The organism is Streptomyces sp. NPDC002133, from assembly GCF_040296405.1.
GTDB lineage: Bacteria > Actinomycetota > Actinomycetes > Streptomycetales > Streptomycetaceae > Streptomyces.
Window position 1 is genome coordinate 226107 of record NZ_JBEOXF010000003.1, and the last position, 19632, is coordinate 245738.

General features: G+C 71.3%; 17 protein-coding genes and 2 tRNA genes. 11 read left to right on the forward strand and 8 right to left on the reverse strand.

All coding sequences use genetic code 11. The features are described 5' to 3' along the window. Positions 1-4: 4 nt before the first annotated feature. A complete protein-coding gene (locus ABT078_RS05690; RefSeq protein ID WP_351224141.1) occupies positions 5-529 on the reverse strand; it encodes a DsbA family protein in 525 nt (174 codons plus the stop codon). A 163-nt stretch (positions 530-692) separates the two neighbouring features. On the opposite strand from ABT078_RS05690, the gene ABT078_RS05695 reads away from it, so the two are divergent. Further along, the gene (locus ABT078_RS05695; RefSeq protein ID WP_351224143.1) at positions 693-1142 is read left to right on the forward strand and encodes a hypothetical protein; all 450 of its coding nucleotides are present in this window, start codon (positions 693-695) and stop codon (positions 1140-1142) included. Positions 1143-1329: 187 nt separating this feature from the next. Beyond that, on the forward strand, positions 1330-1482 hold the full coding sequence (locus tag ABT078_RS05700; protein ID WP_351224145.1) for a hypothetical protein: 153 nt from the start codon (positions 1330-1332) through the stop codon (positions 1480-1482). Between the two features lie 24 nt (positions 1483-1506). On the opposite strand, the gene ABT078_RS05705 is transcribed toward ABT078_RS05700, so the two are convergent. Together ABT078_RS05705 and ABT078_RS05710 are read right to left on the reverse strand one after the other, a co-directional pair. Beyond that, the gene (locus ABT078_RS05705; protein ID WP_351224146.1) at positions 1507-2067 is read right to left on the reverse strand and encodes a CGNR zinc finger domain-containing protein; all 561 of its coding nucleotides are present in this window, start codon (positions 2065-2067) and stop codon (positions 1507-1509) included. 200 nt (positions 2068-2267) lie between these two features. Continuing rightward, positions 2268-2681 carry an SsgA family sporulation/cell division regulator gene (locus ABT078_RS05710; RefSeq protein ID WP_003959770.1) on the reverse strand — a complete coding sequence of 138 codons (414 nt, stop codon included), beginning with the start codon at positions 2679-2681 and terminating at the stop codon, positions 2268-2270. A 189-nt stretch (positions 2682-2870) separates the two neighbouring features. Between ABT078_RS05710 and ABT078_RS05715 the strand changes: the two genes are divergently transcribed. Both ABT078_RS05715 and ABT078_RS05720 read left to right on the forward strand, forming a co-directional pair. Beyond that, the gene (locus ABT078_RS05715) at positions 2871-3350 is read left to right on the forward strand and encodes a TIGR02611 family protein (RefSeq protein WP_351224148.1); all 480 of its coding nucleotides are present in this window, start codon (positions 2871-2873) and stop codon (positions 3348-3350) included. Between the two features lie 89 nt (positions 3351-3439). Beyond that, positions 3440-3514: transfer RNA gene (locus ABT078_RS05720), tRNA-Val, on the forward strand. 94 nt (positions 3515-3608) lie between these two features. Here ABT078_RS05720 and ABT078_RS05725 read toward each other — a convergent pair. Then, a complete protein-coding gene (locus ABT078_RS05725; RefSeq protein WP_351224150.1) occupies positions 3609-6155 on the reverse strand; it encodes an SCO7613 C-terminal domain-containing membrane protein in 2547 nt (848 codons plus the stop codon). A 105-nt stretch (positions 6156-6260) separates the two neighbouring features. On the opposite strand from ABT078_RS05725, the gene ABT078_RS05730 reads away from it, so the two are divergent. The 3 genes from ABT078_RS05730 to ABT078_RS05740 all read left to right on the forward strand — a co-directional run bounded on the left by ABT078_RS05730 (position 6261) and on the right by ABT078_RS05740 (position 8852). After that, positions 6261-6722, forward strand: a complete 462-nt coding sequence (locus ABT078_RS05730; protein ID WP_351224412.1) for an SRPBCC family protein — start codon at positions 6261-6263, stop codon at positions 6720-6722. A gap of 39 nt (positions 6723-6761) precedes the next feature. Further along, positions 6762-6833, forward strand: a tRNA-Val gene (locus tag ABT078_RS05735). A gap of 354 nt (positions 6834-7187) precedes the next feature. Then, positions 7188-8852, forward strand: coding sequence for a carbohydrate binding domain-containing protein (locus ABT078_RS05740; protein WP_351224152.1), 1665 nt, complete (start codon positions 7188-7190; stop codon positions 8850-8852). Between the two features lie 106 nt (positions 8853-8958). On the opposite strand, the gene ABT078_RS05745 is transcribed toward ABT078_RS05740, so the two are convergent. Next, positions 8959-9687: a 3'-5' exonuclease gene (locus ABT078_RS05745; protein ID WP_351224154.1), complete on the reverse strand. Its 729-nt coding sequence runs from the start codon at positions 9685-9687 to the stop codon at positions 8959-8961. Between the two features lie 173 nt (positions 9688-9860). Between ABT078_RS05745 and ABT078_RS05750 the strand changes: the two genes are divergently transcribed. The 3 genes from ABT078_RS05750 (at position 9861) to thrS (ending at position 14061) form a co-directional block, all read left to right on the forward strand. Continuing rightward, entirely contained in the window at positions 9861-10424 is a 564-nt protein-coding gene (locus tag ABT078_RS05750; protein ID WP_351224156.1) for a DUF4365 domain-containing protein, read from the forward strand. Next, positions 10424-11692 (forward strand): hypothetical protein, encoded by a 1269-nt coding sequence (locus ABT078_RS05755; protein ID WP_351224158.1) that lies wholly within the window; start codon positions 10424-10426, stop codon positions 11690-11692. Before ABT078_RS05750 ends, ABT078_RS05755 begins: the two co-directional genes overlap by 1 nt. Before the next feature lie 392 nt (positions 11693-12084). After that, complete coding sequence (gene thrS / locus ABT078_RS05760) at positions 12085-14061, forward strand: threonine--tRNA ligase (RefSeq protein WP_351224160.1); 1977 nt, start codon at positions 12085-12087, stop codon at positions 14059-14061. A gap of 19 nt (positions 14062-14080) precedes the next feature. Here thrS and ABT078_RS05765 read toward each other — a convergent pair whose 3' ends face one another. Then, positions 14081-14773, reverse strand: coding sequence for a potassium channel family protein (locus tag ABT078_RS05765; protein WP_351224162.1), 693 nt, complete (start codon positions 14771-14773; stop codon positions 14081-14083). A 66-nt stretch (positions 14774-14839) separates the two neighbouring features. Between ABT078_RS05765 and ABT078_RS05770 the strand changes: the two genes are divergently transcribed. Then, entirely contained in the window at positions 14840-15400 is a 561-nt protein-coding gene (locus ABT078_RS05770) for an HIT family protein (RefSeq protein WP_351224164.1), read from the forward strand. A gap of 15 nt (positions 15401-15415) precedes the next feature. On the opposite strand, the gene ABT078_RS05775 is transcribed toward ABT078_RS05770, so the two are convergent. Next, positions 15416-17074, reverse strand: coding sequence for an AbeC-like domain-containing protein (locus tag ABT078_RS05775; protein ID WP_351224166.1), 1659 nt, complete (start codon positions 17072-17074; stop codon positions 15416-15418). 200 nt (positions 17075-17274) lie between these two features. After that, the gene (locus ABT078_RS05780; RefSeq protein WP_351224169.1) at positions 17275-19482 is read right to left on the reverse strand and encodes an elongation factor G-like protein EF-G2; all 2208 of its coding nucleotides are present in this window, start codon (positions 19480-19482) and stop codon (positions 17275-17277) included. Between the last annotated feature and the right edge of the window lie 150 nt (positions 19483-19632).

The following is a 19632-nucleotide window of genomic DNA, read 5'->3' on the forward strand; positions in this document are numbered from 1 at the left end:
CGCGCTACGCGTCCGGCGACCCCGTCGCGAGGAGGCGGTCGGCGATCTCCTCGACGCGCCCGCGCAGGCCCTCCTGGCTCTTGCCGCCGTCGAGACGCTCACCGCCGATCACGTACGTCGGCGTGCCCGTCACCCCGATCGCCTTGCCCTCGGCCTGGTCCGCGTCGACGATCAGGATGTGCCGGCCGTCGACGAGGGCGGTGTCGAACTCCTCAGCGTCCAGGCCGAGTTCGCGCGCAGCCTGCACGAGGAACGGCTCGCCCTCGCGGTCCAGCTCCTCGACCCGGGCGAGCACAGCCTCCACGTACGGCCAGCCCCGGCCCTGCACCATGGCCTCCTCGGCGGCCTGTGAGGCGGCGAAGGAGTGCTTGTGCTTCTCCAGGGGGAAGTGGCGGAGCCGCAGCTCGAGCCGGTCGCCGTAGCGTTCGCGCAGTGCGCGCAGATCGGTGAGGGCGGAGCGGCAGTCGGGGCACTGCAGCTCGCACCACACGTCCAGGACGAGGGGCTCGGAGGGGGAGGTGTCGCTCATGGAACCAGTCTCCCAGCCGCGCGCGGCCGACCCAACCGGGACCTGGGGAGGAGCCGCGTCCCGGAGATCTCCCTGAGGTACGCGCGGACCGTGGCCCGCAGGGACCGGGGCGGTGCAGGATGGAAGGGACGTTCCCACCCGTACAGGCCTTGTGGAGGACCGGATGCTTGCCGAGACCATTTGTTCCGCGGTGTCCGCGGCCGGGCTGGGCATCGCCGCGGTCACGGCGTACCGGAGACGGTTCCTGACCGCGACCCGCATCGTCGCGTATGCGCTCGTGCCGCTCGGCCTGGTGCTGACGGGTGCTGTCGAGTGGATCGCCTCGACGGCCTTCAGCCCGGCGGCCTGGGTGGGCGTCGGCGTGCTCGGGCTCGCGTGGGTGCTCTTCATGACGACCCGCGCGGTGGAGCGCCGCTCGCTCGGCAGGGCCGCCAAGGGCGGTGCGCGCCAGGGGGCGATCGCCCCGTCGGCGTCCGCCCCGGCGCCCGGCTCGACCCGGGCCGTCGGCAGGGCGTCCCGGCCCGCCGCCCCGCCTAAGGGGAAGCCGCGCACCGCCGGCCAGGACGACGACTTCAGCGACATCGAGGCGATCCTGAAGAAGCACGGCATCTGACCGGCAGGCGTCGGCGCCGGCTGCGACTCCTGCCGTCGACATCCACATCAGCGCGACGAGTCGACGCGCCCACGGAGCCCGTCGGGCGCCCCGGGGGCGGCCGGCGCCATGGATGTGATGAACTCGCCGCGCCGGAAGGCGTGTTGTTCGATCATCGCGCGGTGCGCTGCGACATCATCGCCCCGAGATGCTGGATACCTCCCGGGGCCAGACCCCCGCCCCCGCCGACGAGCCGCGTGGTTGTCTCTTCGCGCTCTCTCAGCCGCCCCTGATGATCTTTCTCGCGGTGATCGGCTGTCTGCTGCTCATCGCCTCGGTCCACGACCTGTTTCTGCTGTGAGCCCTGCCGGGCGCACGACGACCGTCAGCCGGCGGCGGCTTCCTTGCGGCGCGCACGGTACGCGGCGACGTGCAGACGGTTGCCGCAGGTGCGGCTGTCGCAGTAGCGGCGGGAGCGATTGCGCGAGAGGTCGACGAAGGCGCGCCCGCAGTCCGGCGCCTCGCAGCGGCGCAGCCGCTCCTGCTCTCCCGCGACGACGATGAACGCCAGCGCCATGCCGCAGTCGGCGGCTAGGTGGTCGGCGACGGATGCGCCGGGCGCGAAGTAGTGGACGTGCCAGTCGTAGCCGTCGTGGTCGGTCAGCTGCGGGGTGGTGCCCGCGGCGGCGACGAGCTGGTTGATCAGCTCTGCCGCGGTACGGGGGTCACTCGCCGCGAAGACCGCAGCGAAGCGGGCCCGCACCTCGCGTACGGAGTCGAGATCGGCCTCGCCCAGCTCACCCACGCCGCTGACGTTGTGGCTTCGTACGAATTCGTACAGCGACGAGATGTCCCTGAGCTGGTCGCCCTCTGCCTGCTCCGGCGCGGTGTTCACCAGATCGACGACGGTGTCGAGGGCGATGCGGGTGTCGTGGGGGATCAGCACGATTCGCTCCCTGGCCTGCTGCGGGCGGGCGTCGCCCACCGAATTGCGCTGACTCTAGCGTCTCGCTCACGAACGCGACGGCGCCGTCACTGCGGGGTGATCCGCAGTGACAGCGCCGCCGTATGCCGTATGCCGTATGTGGTTGTCCGCGCGGCGCCGTCTCCCCGAGTCGGACGGCGCCGAGCAGCCCTCGGTCTGGCTCAGCTTTCGGCCAGGATGTGCGAGAGCTCCGTGTCGAGATCGAAGTGCCGGTGCTCGGTGCCCGGTGGCACCGCGGCATCGGTCCGCTTCAGGAAGGACTCGAGGGCCCGTGCCGGGGCCTCGAGCAGGGCTTCGCCCTCCGGGGAGCTCAGCGCGATGCAGACGACGCCCTGGCCATGACTACGCGACGGCCAGACTCTGACGTCGCCGGTGCCGGTGGGCCGGTGCAGCCCTTCGGCGAGGAGATCGCGGGCGAACACCCACTCGACCGTCTCCTCGGCTCCGGTATGGAAGGTGGCGTGCACGGCATAAGGATCGGCCGTGTCATACCGCAGGCCCGCGGGTACAGGCAGTGAGGACTCGCTCGATACAACGAGGCGCAGGTGCAGCTCGCAGCTGACCGTGGTGTTCATAAGCGCCAGGGCCTTTCGCTCAGTGTGCGCTCGGGGATTCGCACGTCGGCGAAATCGACATGCCACCTACGGTGCCGTTGTAAACCCCTCTGTCTGTTTTGTGATCCTTGAGGTACCCCGTACGGAGGAGTCGGACCTCCGACTGTGCGGTCATGCCGGAGGGGCCTCTCGTCAGGTACTTTGGGGATCATGAATGCGGAGAGTGACGAGCGGAAGAACGCGGCCGCAGCGTCGGCCGCGGAACCCGCCACGGGGGACGTGCCCGCGGGTGCGAACGAGGACGAGGCGGCCCAGGAGCGGCCGCTCGGATCCCGGGCGCCCGAGTTCGTGAAAGCGCGCAGGACGCTGCACCTCAGCTGGCAGGTCGGCGTGTTCGTCGTCGGACTCGCCGTTGTGGCGGCCGGCGTGATCATGCTGCCGCTGCCAGGGCCCGGCTGGCTGGTGATCTTCGGTGGTATGGCGATCTGGGCCACCGAGTTCGTCTGGGCGCAACTCGTGCTGCGCTGGACGAAGCGGAAGGTGACCGAGGCCGCACAGCGTGCGCTCGACCCGAAGGTGCGCCGGCGCAACATCATCCTCACCACGGTGGGCCTGGTGATCATGGGCGTACTGATCGGGATCTACATCTGGAAGTTCGGCATCGTGATGCCCTGGAAGATCGACGAGTGACGCCGCGGTGATGGCCCCGCTGGTCGTCGCAGTGACGGTCCGATGGTCATGGAGCGCCGCTGACATGCGGTAATGTTTGCGGTGCGTCCGGGCGATTAGCTCAGTGGGAGAGCGCTTCGTTCACACCGAAGAGGTCACTGGTTCGAACCCAGTATCGCCCACCACCCGGACCGAAGGCCCCGGAGACCGAGTCTCCGGGGCCTTCGGTATTTCACCCGTTCGGCCCATCGATGCGGACCCGCTGACCGCGTCCGGACATCACCGCATCCGGCTCAGGGTCTCCCGGAGTCTGCGGGCGTCGCGCAGGCGCTGCTCGTACGTCGCGCCGACCGCGAGGAGCAGCAGTCCGGCGAGGGCGGGCGGCAGCCAGCGCGGCAGTGCGCCGACGACCTGGACCACGTACGGGGCGAGCTCGTGCAGGGCGTCCAGCGTCAGGGTCAGACCGCCCAGCACCAGCAGGGCCTGCAGCCGCAGCCGTGCGCCGGCCAGTGTGACCGCGAGCGCGGTCGCACCGAGGAGCAGCGGACGCAGCCAGTGCGCGTCCCCCCAGGCCGCGAACAGGCTCGGTACGAAGGTCGCGGCCAGGCCGGGACCGTACGCGACCCACGACGAGGCCTCCGGGTCCTTGCGCCGCCGCAGCAGGCCGACGGCGAGCGCCGGAACGGTAACCGGGAGGGTGTACGCCTCCGGCGCGGACACCTCCGAGGCTGCGAGGCGGACCCAGGTGGCCGCCACGAACAGCACCGCGGCGGCGTACCCGGCGGCGGGGCGCCGCTCGGCCCGTACCGCGGTGCCCGCCGCGACGACGCCCGCGAGGGCCAGCACCAGCGCGAGCGTCGGGGCGTGCGGCACCGCCAGACCGATCGCTACCAGCGCCGCGGCGGCACCGGTGAGCTCGACGGGCAGCGCGACGGGGTGGCTGCGCAGCCGCGCGCCGAGCAGCGCGGCGGCGGCGGGTACGGCGAGGAGTGCGAGAGCCGCTCGGTGTGCGGGCAGCCCGGCGGCCGCGGCCGCGGCCCCGACCAGACCGGTCGTCCACACGACCGTGGTGCATGCCAGAACGGCCTGGACGGCGCTCCGTGCCATGCGCGCCGCCGCGACGGACAGGACGGCCAGCACGCCGAGCACGGCGAACGTGGCGGGCCGTGTGGCCAGCCCCAGCAGCGCGACGCTCAGCCCGCCGGCCAGGCCGCAGACGAGCGCGGTGACGGCCGTGGCGTCCGGGCCGGCATGCCCGTTTCCGGCCGCGGCGGCTCCGGTCCCGGGGGTGTGGCCTTCCACCGGCTCCCGGTTCCGGAGGTCGGCCCGGAGTGCCGCCCGCGCCAGCGCCGCCGCCACCACAGCGAGCTGCACGGCCGACGTGGCCGCGTACGGCAGGGACAGGGCAGCGGGCAGGGCGAACGCGGCGCTCCAGGCGAGGACGAGCGCGACGCAGGACATCGCGGTACGGGGGAGTGCTACGGCCGGGAGCAGGCGGGGCGCCGCCCACAGGCCGGCGGCCACCACGGCCAGGACCAGCGGGGCCGTGCCCATGTCCGGCAGAAGCGGGGTGACATCGCGGGCGCCTGACCAGACGTCGTCGACGACCGCCACCGGCGCCGACAGCGCGGTCGCCGCGTAGGGCAGGGCCCAGGCGGCCGAGGCACCGTGAACCACGGCCGACGCGAGGCCGAGGCCGGTCGGTATGCGGCGCGGCGCCCGGATCCGCACGACCGCAAGGAGTGCGACCGCGCACAGCAGATACGCGGGCACGCCCCAGTCGTCCGGCACCGCCGCGCGGAGCACGCCGCCGACGCCCGCGATCACGGCCAGGCCCGCCACGACGGCCGTCGCCACCACGGCCGGCCCTGTCGTGGGCGATGCGGGCGCCGTGGGCTGCTGCCCTCTCGGCGGCTCCTGCGGCGCTGCCGCCGGCGCACGCCAGGCCGCGACCAGCGCGAGACCGGCGGCCGCGAGGAGCAGGACGCCCGGCTGCACCGCCTCCGCCGCTGTCCCTGCCGTCACCGAGAGCCAGAGCCCGGTCAGCAGTGACCAGCCACCGGTCACCACGGCACCCGCGACCGCGAGACCCCGCACGGCCGTCGGCTTCGCGGTCAGCGCGATCGCGACGTCGATCGCGGCGGTGGTCAGCGTCGCCCACGCGATGGTCCAGGCGCTCGCATCCGCCGCCAGCGCCCAGAGCGGCAGCGGCAGTTGTACGGTCACCACGGCCACCGGCAGCGGTATGCGCAACGTGCGCAGCGCCAGCCCGTACGCCGCCCACAGCGCGGCCAGCACGCCGGAGGCGACGGCCGCGTACGCCACTGCGTGCGTGTGCGGCAGGGCCGCGCGGCGCAGGGCGTACGCATCCAGGACCATCAGGACCAGGCCGAGCGCCGCCACCGATTCGGCGGTCGACGTGAGCCCGCGCCGCAGCAGCAGGACCGGTGTGGCGAGAGCCGCCACCGTCACCGCGCCGAGCACCAGGGACCGTCCGCCGATGCCCATATGACCCCAGCTGACCAGGGTGAAGGCGATCGCGGCGATGGCCAGCAGGATCCCGCCGAGTGTGAGCAGCACATTCTGCGCGCTCGGCGGCGAGGTCTCGGGGTTGGGGTGCGAAGGCCGGCCAGGGCCCCCGGGACGGGCCGGCCCCCAGGGCGCGGCCGTGGCCGCGGTCTTCGGCTGCTGCTGCGCCTGCAGTGACTGCAGCGTCTGCACCAGCCATGCCCTGCGGGTGAGCAACTGGGCTCGTCGCGCCTCGAGTTGGGCCAGCTCGCCGTCGAGGAGCCGCAGTTCCTCGGCGGGTGGCAGTACGTTCTCCATGCAGAGCAGTGTGGTGTGCGACACATGACTCCGATATGCGCGCGGATACTCAGCCGGATACTCAGATCACGCGTGAGTACGCCCCCCGCGGCGCAGACTCCGGACATGGACTGGCACCGCTACCGCTTCCGCAGCATCTGGGAACTGCCCGCCGTGCCTCGCCTCGTCTACGCCGTGCTGGAACGGGCCGAGGACTATCCCCGCTGGTGGCCGCAGGTCCGCGAGGTCATCCCCGTCGACGACCGAAGCGGCACCGCCCGCTTCCGCTCCGTTCTGCCGTACGACCTCGTCGTCACCCTGCACGAACGCCTGCGGGACCCCGGCGCCGGGATTCTGGAGGTGGAGCTGTCCGGTGACCTGGTCGGCAGGGCCCGCTGGACGCTGGCGCCGCGCATCGGCGGAGGCACCCGCGCCCGCTACGACCAGGAGGTGGAGGTGCGGCGCAGGCTGATGCGGCTGCTGGCCGTGCCGGGGCGGCCGGCCTTCCGGGCCAACCACGCGTTGATGATGCGGGCCGGGCGGCGGGGGCTCACCGCGTATCTGCGGGGAGCCCCGAAGGGAGTTTGAAGGAAACCCGCCGGTACCTGTATGGTTCAGTGCGTTCCCGGGCGATTAGCTCAGTGGGAGAGCGCTTCGTTCACACCGAAGAGGTCACTGGTTCGAACCCAGTATCGCCCACCGGGAGAGGCCGGTTCGTCAGTCGACGGACCGGCCTCGATCTTTTTCCGGGCTCGCACGGCCGGGATGGCCGGGGCGGAGGGTGTCCCGCGTGCGGGCGCGTGAGCTGTACCAATGGGGCGGCAGGGCGGATTCGCCACGCTCCGGGCCCCGGCAGGGCGTAGACCAATCACCGGAGTATGCGCACCCTTCTGACCGGCCGCCAGAGCGGCCGTCTCCGGGGCGAGTTGCGGCCCTGCGCGCGCTCTTGACGGGGACACGACGCTTCGCTTCAATCCGCCTGATAGGTCCAGACCAATCGTGGCGCCGCGACAGGTCCGCCGAACCGTCCCCCACCCCTCATCGGGAGGTCACGTGCGTTCCAGACACCGGCTCTTGGCCGGCCTCAGCGCGGCGCTGCTGGCCGCGGCCGCCGCCATCGCCCTGCCCGGCACGGCCCAGGCCGCCAATCTGCTCACCGATCCGGGCTTCGAGTCCGGGTCCCTGTCCGGCTGGTCCTGCACCGGCGGGCTGGGCTCGGTCGTCACCAGCCCCGTCCACAGCGGCACGAAGGCACTGGCCGGAGCGGCGAGCGCCAGTGACAACGCCAAGTGCACCCAGACCGTCGCCGTCCAGCCCAGCACCGCCTACACGCTCTCCGCCTGGGTGCGCGGCAGCTACGTGCACCTCGGCGTGACCGGCGGCGCCTCCACCTGGACGCCGTCCGCATCCGCGTACACCCAGCTCACCGTCGGCTTCACCACCGGCGCCGCACAGACCAGCGCCGAGGTCTACCTCCACGGTTGGTACGCCCAAGGCACCTACAACGCCGACGACATCAGCCTCGACGGACCCGGCGGCCCCGGCGGCGACACCCAGGCACCCACCACGCCCGCCGGCCTGCGCTCCACCGGCAAGTCGTCCTCCAGCGTCTCGCTCGCCTGGAACGCCTCGACGGACAACGTCGGCGTCACCGGCTACGACGTCTACCGCGGCTCCACCCTCGCCACCACCGTGACCGGCACCGGCGCCACCGTCAGCGGCCTCGCGGCGAACACCCCGTACAGCTTCACCGTCCGCGCCCGCGACGCGGGCGGCAACACCTCCCCGGCATCGACCGCCGTGAGCGTCACCACCGACCCGGGCGGTGGCGGCGGTGGCTTCAAGCAGGCCGCTCCGTATCTCTACCTCGGGTGGGGCGACCCGCCGAGCGCCCCGTCCGTGATGAGCGCCACCGGCATCAAGTGGTTCACGATGGCGTTCATCCTGTCGTCCGGGGGCTGCAACCCCGCATGGGACGGCACCCGGCCGCTCACCGGCGGCACCGACCAGTCGACCATCAACGCGATCCGCGCCGCGGGCGGCGACATCGTCCCGTCCATCGGCGGCTGGAGCGGCAACAAGCTCGGACCCAACTGCGCCACACCGGAAGCGCTCGCCGGCGCCTACCAGCAGGTGATCAACGCGTACGGGCTCAAGGCCATCGACGTCGACATCGAGAACAGCGACGAGTTCGAGAACGAGGCCGTCCAGGACCGCATTCTCAACGCTCTGAAGATCGTCAAGCAGAACAACCCGGGCCTGAGGACCATCATCACCTTCGGCACCTCCACCACCGGCCCGACCTGGTGGGGCAACCGGCTCATCGAGCGCGCCCAGGCACTCCAGGCGAACATCGACGTCTTCACGATCATGCCGTTCGACTTCGGCGGCGGCGCCGACATGTACGGCAACACCGTGAACGCGACGGAAGGGCTGAAGACCAAGCTGAAGAGCACCTTCGGCTGGGACGACGCCACCGCCTACGCCCACATCGGCATCTCGGGCATGAACGGCCTCAGCGACCAGCAGGAGCTGACCAGCCCGGCGACCTGGACCCAGATCAAGGACTGGGCCAACTCCCATCACATCGCGCGGCTGGCCTTCTGGTCGGTCAACCGTGACCGGCCCTGCCCCGGCGGCGGAGTGGTGAGCAACTGCTCCGGAATCAGCCAGAGCAACTGGCAGTTCACATCCATCACCGCCGGATTCACCGGCTAGGTCCCGTGGTCCTGTCCGGTCGGCCGGCGCGGTGATCGGGCCTGCCCGGCCGGACAGGCCGAGTCCACGGTCGTACGGGTGCCCCGAAGCGGCGGGGCGCCCGTACTCAAGCCGCCCGTGCCGGGAGCTCCGGTCGCAGCGGCCACGCGGGATCCACCGCCTCCTCGGTGCCGTTCCGGGCGAACCACGCCTGCAGGCCCCGCGCCTGCGCCGCGTGCCACACCGCCTGCAGCGTGTGCAGCTCCGGCGGCGAGAGCCGCTCCAGCCGGGCCGTGAAACGCCGCCCCACCGCCCGTACGACCTCCAGCGCGGCGGTGGCGTCCGCAGCGGCGTCATGCGCCCCTTCCAGCGCGACCCCGTACTGCTCGCACAGATCCGTGAGGGTGCGCCGGCCCTTCCGGTAACGGTCCAGATGCTTGTCGAGGACGCGCGGGTCCAGGACGCACATCGGCACGTGCTCCAGATAGTGCGCCAGCGACGAGGCCCGGTGGCGGCGCAGTTCGCGGTCCAGCAGGGTCAGGTCGAACGGCGCGTTCATGATGACGAGCGGCCTGCCGGCCGCGCACTGTTCGGCCAGAGCCCGGCCTATCTCCTCCATCACCGGCGCGGGCCACCGGCCGTTGTGCTGCAGATGCTCGTCGGTCAGCCCATGGACGGCCGTGGCCTCCGCAGGGACCGGTATGCCTGGATTGACCAGCCAGGTGGTGACGCGCGGGCGACTTCCCGCCGAATCCTGGACGACCAGTGCGGCGGACACGATCCGGTCCGCCTCGACGTCCACGCCTGTTGTCTCCGTGTCAAATGCCGCCAGGGGTCCCTCATACCAGAGTGTCATCCCCGAACTCCTTGCCCATACCTGGCAGATGGCGTGATCCCCCTGCCCGAATCGGTGATACCCGGACTGTTTGCGCAGTACGCAGGCGGGTGACAACACAGATGACGGGGCGCGAGATTGACGGCCCGTCGCGGGGATCATCGATCGGCACAGCCCGAAAGGCAGACGGAGCCATGGCGCTCGCGCAGCCCGAACCGGGTGCGCTGCCCGAGCGGACCGTACCGCTGCGCGGAGCACTCGCCACCACCGCCTGCATGGAGACCCTCCAGGTGGGGTATCTCCACGCGGTGGCGGCCGCCGCGGGCTGCTCGCTGTCCCAGCCGTTCCCGGACAACGGGATCGACTGGCACGTCAGCCACAGCGCTCCCGGACACACCGTCGACGACGAAGTCACCATCAAGGTGCAGCTCAAGGCGACCTACCAGATTCCGCCGCACCCACCGGGTCCGGCGTTCTCCTTCACCCTCGACAACGACCACCTGGTGAAGCTGGCCCGGACACCCGTGTCGGTGCACAAGATCCTCGTCGTGATGATCGTGCCGAGGACCCAGGACGAATGGCTCCGGGCCAGCCACGACCGGCTCGACCTGCGGCACTGCTGCTACTGGACCAATCTGGCCGGCCACCCGGTGACGGGCCGGCGCAGGACGACCGTGCGGATCCCGACCGCGCGCGTCTTCGACGACCGGGCGCTCTGCGAGATCATGACCCGGGTCGGGACGGGAGGGAGACCGTGATGCACCGCCCGATCGACGAACCCGTACCGCCGTACGCAGGCTCCTCCCACCCGCTTCCGCACCCGCATCCCCTGCCGCTTCCGCTCCCGGACGACGTGCCCGCGCCCTGGTACGGGAGCGAGGGGCCCGATCCCGCGCACGTCGACCCCGTCGTGCTGGGGGCGCTCCTCGACCGGCACGGGTGGCGGCGGCGCGGGGGAGCGGCCGGGCGGTACGCCCGCTGGACGCCACCCGGCCCGGCCGCCGGGCGCACGAGCCTGCTCGTCCCGGAGAGCCGGGCCTTCCCGGACAGCGAGGACCTGCTGAGCGAGGCGCTGACCGCGCTCGCACGGTCGGCCGCGCCGTCCGCCCGTGAAGTGCTCGTCGGGCTCGCCGTGCCCAGTGACGAGATCCGCTGGTGGCGGGACGTGCCCCAGGGTCCGTCGGGCGCGGCGGCCTGGACCGTGCAGGAACAGCTGCGCTCGGCCGCCCGGCAGATGCTGCTCGCGGGCGCGCTCGCCGCGCGGGGGCGGGCCGGGTACTACGGGGCGCGGCACCGGCGGCAGGCGCTGGCGGCGCTGTCGGGCATCCTCGTCGGCCCGGCGCCGGGCGGGCGCGGGCTCACCGCGTTCGTACCCGTGGAGACCGGCCGGTCCGTCGCCGTCGGACTGCACCACGCGCTGCACGCCACCCGCGAGGCCGTCGACTACCAGCGGGCCACCGGCGGGATGGAGGCCTTCGACGCGGCGGTCGAGGCCGGGGTCAGCCGTGAGCTGACCGAGGCCGTCGTGGCGCTGGTGCGCGGCGCCGAGGGTGCGCGGATCGCCCTGGCCTGGTCACCGGCGGCCGGGGTGCCGGAGGGCTGCGCGGCGCGCCCGGAGCCCGTCGAGTTCTCCCCGGGCGACCTGCCGGCCCTCCGAGAGGCCGGGGCCCGCTATCTCCGCGAGGAACCGTCCGTGCCCGTCCGCATCACCGGAGCGGTGGTACGGATGCGGCGCTCCGGCACGCGCGGCGAAGGAACCGTGAGGCTGCGCGTCCTGGCAGGCGCCGAGGTGCCGCACGTCCGCGCGGTCCTCGACGAGGAGTCCTACCGGATCGCGGGCCACGCCCACCTGGTGGGCGTTCCGATCCGCGTCATCGGCCGCCTCGAGAGCCGCGGGGGTTTCCGGCGCCTCACCGATGCCACCGGGGTCGTCCCGGTGCAGGTCGACGAGGCGGAGCGGGACCGGCTGATGAAGTCCCTCCACGAGAACCTCGACTTCTTCGAGGAGGCCTGCGGCGGCGACTGACGGGACGACGGCACCGCCGGCCGGTGCTCCGGCGCCCGCGGCGGGCCTTCTCCTCGTCCCGCTCCTTGTCCCGCCCCGCCCCGCCCCGTCCCGAACCGGCGCAAGCCCCCAGCCCCCGGCGCGGGCTCCGCCTTCGAAGCCTTGTGCCGCGGCGGGGCTCCACTGAGGGCGGTCATCGAGGGCTGCTCGGCGGTGCGGGGCTCAGGCCCGGGGCCCGGAGGGCCTGCCCTCCAGGTGGCAGGGCGGAACATCGACCCGGCCCGGGAAGGGACGGGGTGCGGGAAGCCCGCCGCAGGCGCCCGCTTTCGCGGGCGGGCCGTGCGGCTCGGTAGCATGACCTATTGCGTGCGTCGTACGACAGCGTGCGCACCCCCATCAGGCAGGAGAGACCGGTGTCAGACGTCCGTGTGATCATCCAACGCGATTCCGAGCGGGAAGAGCGCGTGGTGACGACGGGCACTACGGCAGCCGACCTCTTCGCCGGTGAGCGCACCGTCGTCGCCGCACGTGTCGGCGGTGAGCTGAAGGATCTCGCCTACGAGGTCAAGGACGGCGAGCCGGTCGAGCCCGTCGAGATCTCCTCCGAGGACGGCCTCAACATCCTGCGCCACTCCACCGCTCATGTCATGGCCCAGGCCGTGCAGGAGCTCTTCCCCGAGGCCAAGCTCGGCATCGGGCCCCCGGTCAAGGACGGGTTCTACTACGACTTCGACGTAGAGAAGCCGTTCACCCCCGAGGATCTCAAGGCCATCGAGAAGAAGATGCAGGAGATCCAGAAGCGCGGCCAGCGCTTCTCGCGGCGCGTCGTCACCGACGAGGCCGCCCGCGAGGAGCTCGCGGACGAGCCGTACAAGCTGGAGCTCATCGGGATCAAGGGCTCGGCTTCGCACGACGACGGCGCCGACGTCGAGGTGGGCGGCGGCGAGCTGACCATCTACGACAACCTGGACGCGAAGACCGGCGAGCTGTGCTGGAAGGACCTCTGCCGCGGTCCCCACCTGCCCACGACCCGCAACATCCCGGCCTTCAAGCTCATGCGCAACGCCGCCGCGTACTGGCGCGGCAGCGAGAAGAACCCGATGCTGCAGCGCGTCTACGGCACCGCCTGGCCCTCCAAGGAGGAGCTGAAGGCGCACCTGGACTTCCTCGCCGAGGCCGAGAAGCGCGACCACCGCAAGCTGGGCAACGAGCTGGACCTGTTCTCCTTCCCGGACGAGGTCGGCTCGGGCCTCGCGGTCTTCCACCCCAAGGGCGGCGTCATCCGCCGGGTCATGGAGGACTATTCGCGCAAGCGCCACGAGGAGCACGGCTACGAGTTCGTGTACTCGCCGCACGCGACCAAGGGCAAGCTGTTCGAGAAGTCGGGCCACCTGGACTGGTACGCCGAGGGCATGTACCCGCCCATGCAACTCGACGAGGGCGTGGACTACTACCTCAAGCCCATGAACTGCCCGATGCACAACCTGATCTTCGATGCGCGCGGGCGTTCCTACCGTGAACTGCCGCTGCGCCTCTTCGAGTTCGGCACGGTGTACCGGTACGAGAAGTCGGGCGTCGTGCACGGCCTGACCCGTGCCCGCGGCTTCACCCAGGACGACGCGCACATCTACTGCACCAAGGAGCAGATGGCGGAGGAGCTGGACTCCACCCTCACCTTCGTCCTCGACCTGCTGCGGGACTACGGCCTGACCGACTTCTACCTGGAGCTGTCGACCAAGGACCCGGACAAGTTCGTCGGCTCCGACGAAGTCTGGGAGGAGGCCACCGAGGTGCTGCGTCAGGTGGCCGAGAAGCAGGGCCTCCCGCTCACCCCGGACCCCGGCGGCGCGGCCTTCTACGGCCCGAAGATCTCCGTCCAGGCGAAGGACGCGATCGGCCGCACCTGGCAGATGTCGACGGTCCAGCTCGACTTCAACCTGCCGGAGCGCTTCAACCTGGAGTACACCGGCCCCGACGGCACCAAGCAGCGTCCGGTCATGATCCACCGCGCACTGTTCGGCTCCATCGAGCGCTTCTTCGCGGTGCTCCTCGAGCACTACGCGGGCGCGTTCCCGGCCTGGCTGGCGCCCGTCCAGGCGCTCGGCATCCCGATCGGTGACGCCCACGTCCCGTATCTGCAGGAGTTCGCCGCCAAGGCGAGGAAGCAGGGGCTGCGCGTCGAGGTGGACGCCTCATCGGACCGGATGCAGAAGAAGATCCGCAACGCCCAGAAGCAGAAGGTGCCCTTCATGGTCATCGCGGGCGACGAGGACATGGAGAACGGCGCGGTGTCCTTCCGCTACCGCGACGGCTCGCAGGAGAACGGCATCCCGGTCGACGAGGCCATCGCCAAGATCGTGAAGATCGTCGAGGACCGCGTGCAGGTCTGATCGCTCGCCGCAGCCGGCCTCAGGAAGGGGCCCCCGGAGGACGTCCGCCGTCCGGGGGCCCCTTCTCGTCCTCCCGGGCGAAGACCTGGATCAGCCAGGACGAGAACGAACCGGTCACCGCGCCCAGCAGGGCCAGCCCGCACATCATCATCCCCACCGCGATGAGCCGTCCCGTCCTGGTCACGGGCGTCACGTCCCCGTACCCGACCGTGGTCAGTGTCTCGCACGCCCACCACAGGGAGTCCCCGAAGGTATGGATTGTCGCCCCCGGCGCCGAGCGCTCGGCCTGGTAGACGGTGAGAGCGCCGGCGTAGCCCAGCAGGATCGCCGTCACCCCGGCGTATGCGATCACCCGTGCGTGCAGGCTCAGCCGCGCACGGTCCCGCCGTTGCTGCACCGCCGTGTACACCTTGACGAGGCGCAGGGGACGCAGCAGCGGCAGGACCAGGACCAGGGTGTCCAGCCAGTGCCTCCGCAGGAACCGGGGCAGTCGCTGACCGCTCAGCCGCAGCCGCACCACGTAGTCGGCAGCGAAGGCCAGCCACATCAGCAGCATCAGCGCGAGCGCGAGCTCGCGCCAGATCATGTCCACGCCGGAGGCCAGCACCCGCACCGAGTAACCGCCCAGGAACAGCAGCGAGCCCCAGAACAAGGGCAGCTCCACCCGCTGCTCCCAGCGAGCGAGCCGGGTGTCCTCGTCGTCGACGTCCATCGGCCAAGGATCTCCGGCCGCCGCCCGGCCCTGCCCCGGCGACACGCTCCGCACGGGCGAAGTCATATGCTGCACCACATGACGAGTGAGCCGGAGCAGCAGATCGGAGTCGGTATCCAGGACGCCTTCCAGCGTCTGTGGACGCCCCACCGGATGGCGTACATCCAGGGCGAGAACAAGCCGACCGGGCCGGGGGCCGATGACGGCTGTCCCTTCTGCTCCATCCCCGCCAAGTCCGACGAGGACGGACTCGTCATCGCGCGCGGCGACAGCGTCTACGCGGTACTCAATCTCTACCCGTACAACGGCGGGCATCTGATGGTGGTGCCCTACCGGCACGTCGCCGACTACACGGACCTCGACGACGCGGAGACCGCCGAGCTCGCCGCGTTCACCAAGCGGGCGATGACGGCGCTGCGTACGGCCTCCGGGGCGCACGGCTTCAACATCGGCATGAACCAGGGCAGCGTCGCAGGGGCCGGTATCGCCGCCCATCTGCACCAGCACGTCGTGCCGCGGTGGGGCGGCGACACCAACTTCATGCCGGTCGTCGGCCACACCAAGGTGCTGCCCCAACTCCTCGCCGACACGCGGAAGATGCTCGCGGACGCCTGGCCGGCCGCGTAACCGCGGGCGGCGCGGCTACGCGTCGTACACGTCGGCCTTGCGCGGTGCCGGGTCCTGGACCAGCCCGCTCACGATCATGGAACGGTTGCTGAAGCGCTCGGTGTCCACGCCGTTCTCCTCCAGTACCCGCATCGCCGCCGCGTGCGTCACCCGCAGTACGGGCGTCGCCGCCCGCATCGCGTCGTCCGCCATGAACCGGTGCCGCCAGGGCTTGTCCGCCCAGGCGTGCCGCAGACCGAACGGCTCCGGGAGCACCAGCTTCCCGCCCAGGAAGTCCAGCAGCGGCGGGTACCAGGTGAACGGCGCCCGGACCATCAGCCGCACCACCTCGGGCGTCTCCACCAGCGGCAGCGTCCGCTTCGTGGTCTCCCAGAACCGGATGGTCCTGGGGACCTCGACGGTCTTGGGCTCGGGCTTGGTGGTGAAGAGGGAGTGCACCGGGCCGAGCGCGTGCCCGGTCACCTCGATGCGCAGGGTCTCGTAGAGCACCGTCACCGTGATCATCATCGTGATCACCAGCTGGCCGTCCCACAGCGTGAACTGCACGCCCAGATAGTGGCGGTTCCCGCTGCCGAACTGCTGGTGGTCGCAGATGCGCTGTATCTCGTGGCGCTTGACCTGGAACTTGTTCTCCACGTCCTGGCCCGCGGGCCTGGCCACTTCCTTCGCGTTCTCCCCGACCGGCACCACGACCCAGTGCTTGACCGAGGGGGCCGGGAAGCCTCCCGTGTGCAGCGGGCCGCGCTGCAGCAGCGTCAGCTGGTCGTGGATGACCTTGATGACGTCCCAGCTGCGGAACTGGTGGAACTCCTTGCCGGGCGCCTTGGCCACCAGCTCCTCGGCGAGCTGCCAGCTGCCCCAGCGAGTGCCCATGCCGAGTATGCCCTTGGGCCCCGCGTAGAAGACCGAGTTGGAGTGCTGCTCGGCGGTGAGCATCTCCAGGCCCTGGCGCAGCTGCTCCGCCGCGGTCTCGTTCGGGTTCCCCGGGACGGCCTCCGGCACCTTCGCGCCGATACCGCCGCCGGAGAGCAGACTGCCCCAGCGCTCGCGCATGTCCTTCGCCGTGGCCTCGCAGATCCGCTTGGCGAGCAGCCAGCCGACGACCGGGGCGATGATCATGCCGCGCAGGTAGTACCCCCAGAAGCCGGTGAACGGCAGCCGGAGCAGGAAGACCACCGCCACGAGGGCGAGTCCGGCCAGCAGCGCCCCGCCCAGTGCGCCCGTCTTCTTGTCCTGCGCCCCGGCGATGGTCCGGCGCAGCTGGAACACACCGATCCAGAGCAGCATCCCGGGCAGGAACAGCAGCCCGAACACCGCCATGATCCCGGTGAGTTTCGCGTCCCGTTCCTTACGGATCCGGGTCGCCGCGAGCGCGTGCTCGACCACGGCCTGCGGCTCGGTGCCGAACGACTGGATCAGCGGTTTGCGGGCGCCGCCGAGCATCCGCACCTGAACCGCCCGGGAGAAGGCCTCCCCCAGATTCGGCTCGAACAGTGAGAACTTGGGCTTGGTGACCTTCGACTCGTGCCACTCGCTGTTGGCCTTGAGGATCTCCTCGAGCTTGCCGTCGCGGTACGCGGCCGAGGCGAGGGCGTGCGTCGCCGCCGTCTGGCCGGCCGAGCCCTGCAGGGGGACCTGCGCCCCGGGAGAGAAATCGAATGCCTGGTCCGCCACTGCACCGCCCCCATCGCCGCAACCGTCCGCTCTGCGGCCTGTTCCCCGCTACTGAGCCCCGCACACCTTCTGAGCTGGGCACCACAGCGTATCGAGGACTCGCCGTGCGTGGGTCCCGACCATGCAGCTTCATCCGGAAAGCGACCTCGGGCCCCCGAAGTGCCGCCCGCCGCACGGAGGTACGGCGGGCGGCAGCCCAACTAGGAACCGGATTCCGCCTGTTCGCGGATCTTGGTGGCCAACTGCGGTGGCATGGCCTCATGGCGGGCGTACGAGCGGTCGAAGCGGCCCGTGCCGTGCGAGATCGACCGCAGATCGACCGCGTACCGCCCGATCTCGATCTCCGGCACCTCGGCCCGCACCAATGTTCGCCCGTGGCCCGCCTGTTCGGTGCCGACGACCCGGCCGCGCCGCCCCGACAGGTCGCTCATGACCGGCCCGACGTACTCGTCGGGGACCAGCACCTGCACCTCGGACACCGGCTCCAGGAGATGGATCCGTGCATCGGCCGCCGCCTCGCGCAGTGCCAGCGCACCCGCCGTCTGGAAGGCGGCGTCCGACGAGTCCACCGAGTGCGCCTTGCCGTCCAGCAGCGTCACCCGCACGTCGACGAGGGGATAGCCGGCGGCGACGCCTTTCGCCGCCTGCGCCCGTACGCCCTTCTCCACGGACGGGATGAACTGCCGTGGCACGGCTCCGCCCACGACCTTGTCGACGAACTCGATCCCGGAGCCGGCCGGCAGCGGTGCGACCTCGATCTCGCAGATCGCGTACTGGCCGTGGCCGCCGGACTGCTTCACATGGCGGCCGCGCCCCGCGGACGGCTCGCCGAACGTCTCCCGCAACGACACCTTGTGCGGGACCACGTCGACCTGGACCCCGTAACGGCTGCGCAGCCGCTCCAGGGCCACATCCATATGGGCCTCCCCCAGACACCACAGCACCACCTGGTGCGTGTCCTGGTTCTGCTCGAGCCGCATCGTCGGATCCTCGGCGACCAGCCGCGCGAGGCCCTGCGAGAGCCGGTCCTCGTCCGCCTTGCTGTGCGCCTGGATGGCCACCGGCAGCAGGGGGTCGGGCATCGCCCAGGGCTCCATCAGCAGCGGATCGTCCTTCGAGGACAGCGTGTCCCCGGTCTCGGCCCGCGCCAGCTTCGCGACGCATGCGAGGTCGCCCGCGATGCACGCGCCGACCGTGCGCTGCTGTTTGCCGAACGGCATGGACAGCGCGCCGACCCGCTCGTCGACGTCGTGGTCCTCGTGTCCCCGGTCGGTCAGACCGTGGCCGGACACGTGCACGGTCTCGTCCGGGCGCAGCGTCCCGGAGAACACCCTCACCAGCGACAGCCGCCCGACGTACGGGTCGGACGCGGTCCTGACCACCTCGGCGACCAGCGGACCCGCCGGGTCGCAGCTGATCGCGGGGCGTGGGCCGCCCTCCGGCGTCGTGACCGTGGGCGCCTCGCGCTCCAGCGGGGTCGGGAAACCGCCGGTGATCAGCTCCAGCAGCTCGACCGTGCCGAGCCCCTGCTTCCCCCCGTCGGTGGCGGGCGCCGCGGCGAGCACGGGATGGAAGACGCCGCGAGCGACGGCCTTCTCCAGGTCGCCGATGAGCGTCTTGATGTCGATGTCCTCGCCGCCGAGATAGCGGTCCATGAGGGTCTCGTCCTCGCTCTCCGCGATGATCCCCTCGATGAGCCGGTTGCGGGCCTCCTCGATGACGGGCAGCTCGTCATCGCCGGGCGGCCTTTCCGTACGAGTGCCGGAGGAGTAGTCGAACAGCTTCTGCGACAGCAGCCCGATCAGCCCTGTGACGGGCGCGTGGCCGTCGGCGGCCTCCGGGCCGTGCAGGGGCAGATAGAGCGGCAGCACGGCGTCGGGGTCGTCGCCGCCGAAGATCTGCCCGCAGACGCCGGTCAGCTCGTCGAATCCGGTACGGGCCGTCTCCAGGTGCGTGACCACGATCGCCCGGGGCATGCCGACCGCCGCGCACTCCTCCCAGACCATGCGGGTCGAACCTGCGACGGCGTCGGCCTCCTGGGCCGCGGAGACAACGAAAAGGGCCGCGTCCGCGGCTCGCAGACCGGCCCTGAGTTCCCCGACGAAGTCGGCGTATCCGGGGGTGTCCAGCAGATTGATCTTGTACCCGCCCCATTCGAGCGGAACGAGGCTGAGCTGTACGGAGCGTTGCTGGCGGTGCTCGATCTCGTCGTAGTCCGAGACCGTGGCCCCGTCCTCGACCCGGCCGGCCCTGTTGACCGCGCCGGCGGCCAGGGCGAGAGCCTCGACCAGCGTCGTCTTGCCCGATCCACTGTGGCCGACCAGCACCACATTCCGTACGGATGTCGGCCGGTCGGCCGTTGTAGCCCTGCCGGCGGCTCCGGTGTGTGCGTTCGCCTTGTCGCCCATGATGTTCCTCCCGACTGCTTGCACGGTGAGGTGTGAGGGCGCGGACCCGGGGGAGCCGACTGGGATGCCCTCGGCCGAAGGCGAGGGGGCAGCTCCGGCGATGCCCGCGGTGGTCTTTCGAGCTTTCCACTCCCGTCATGGTGCGTCCAT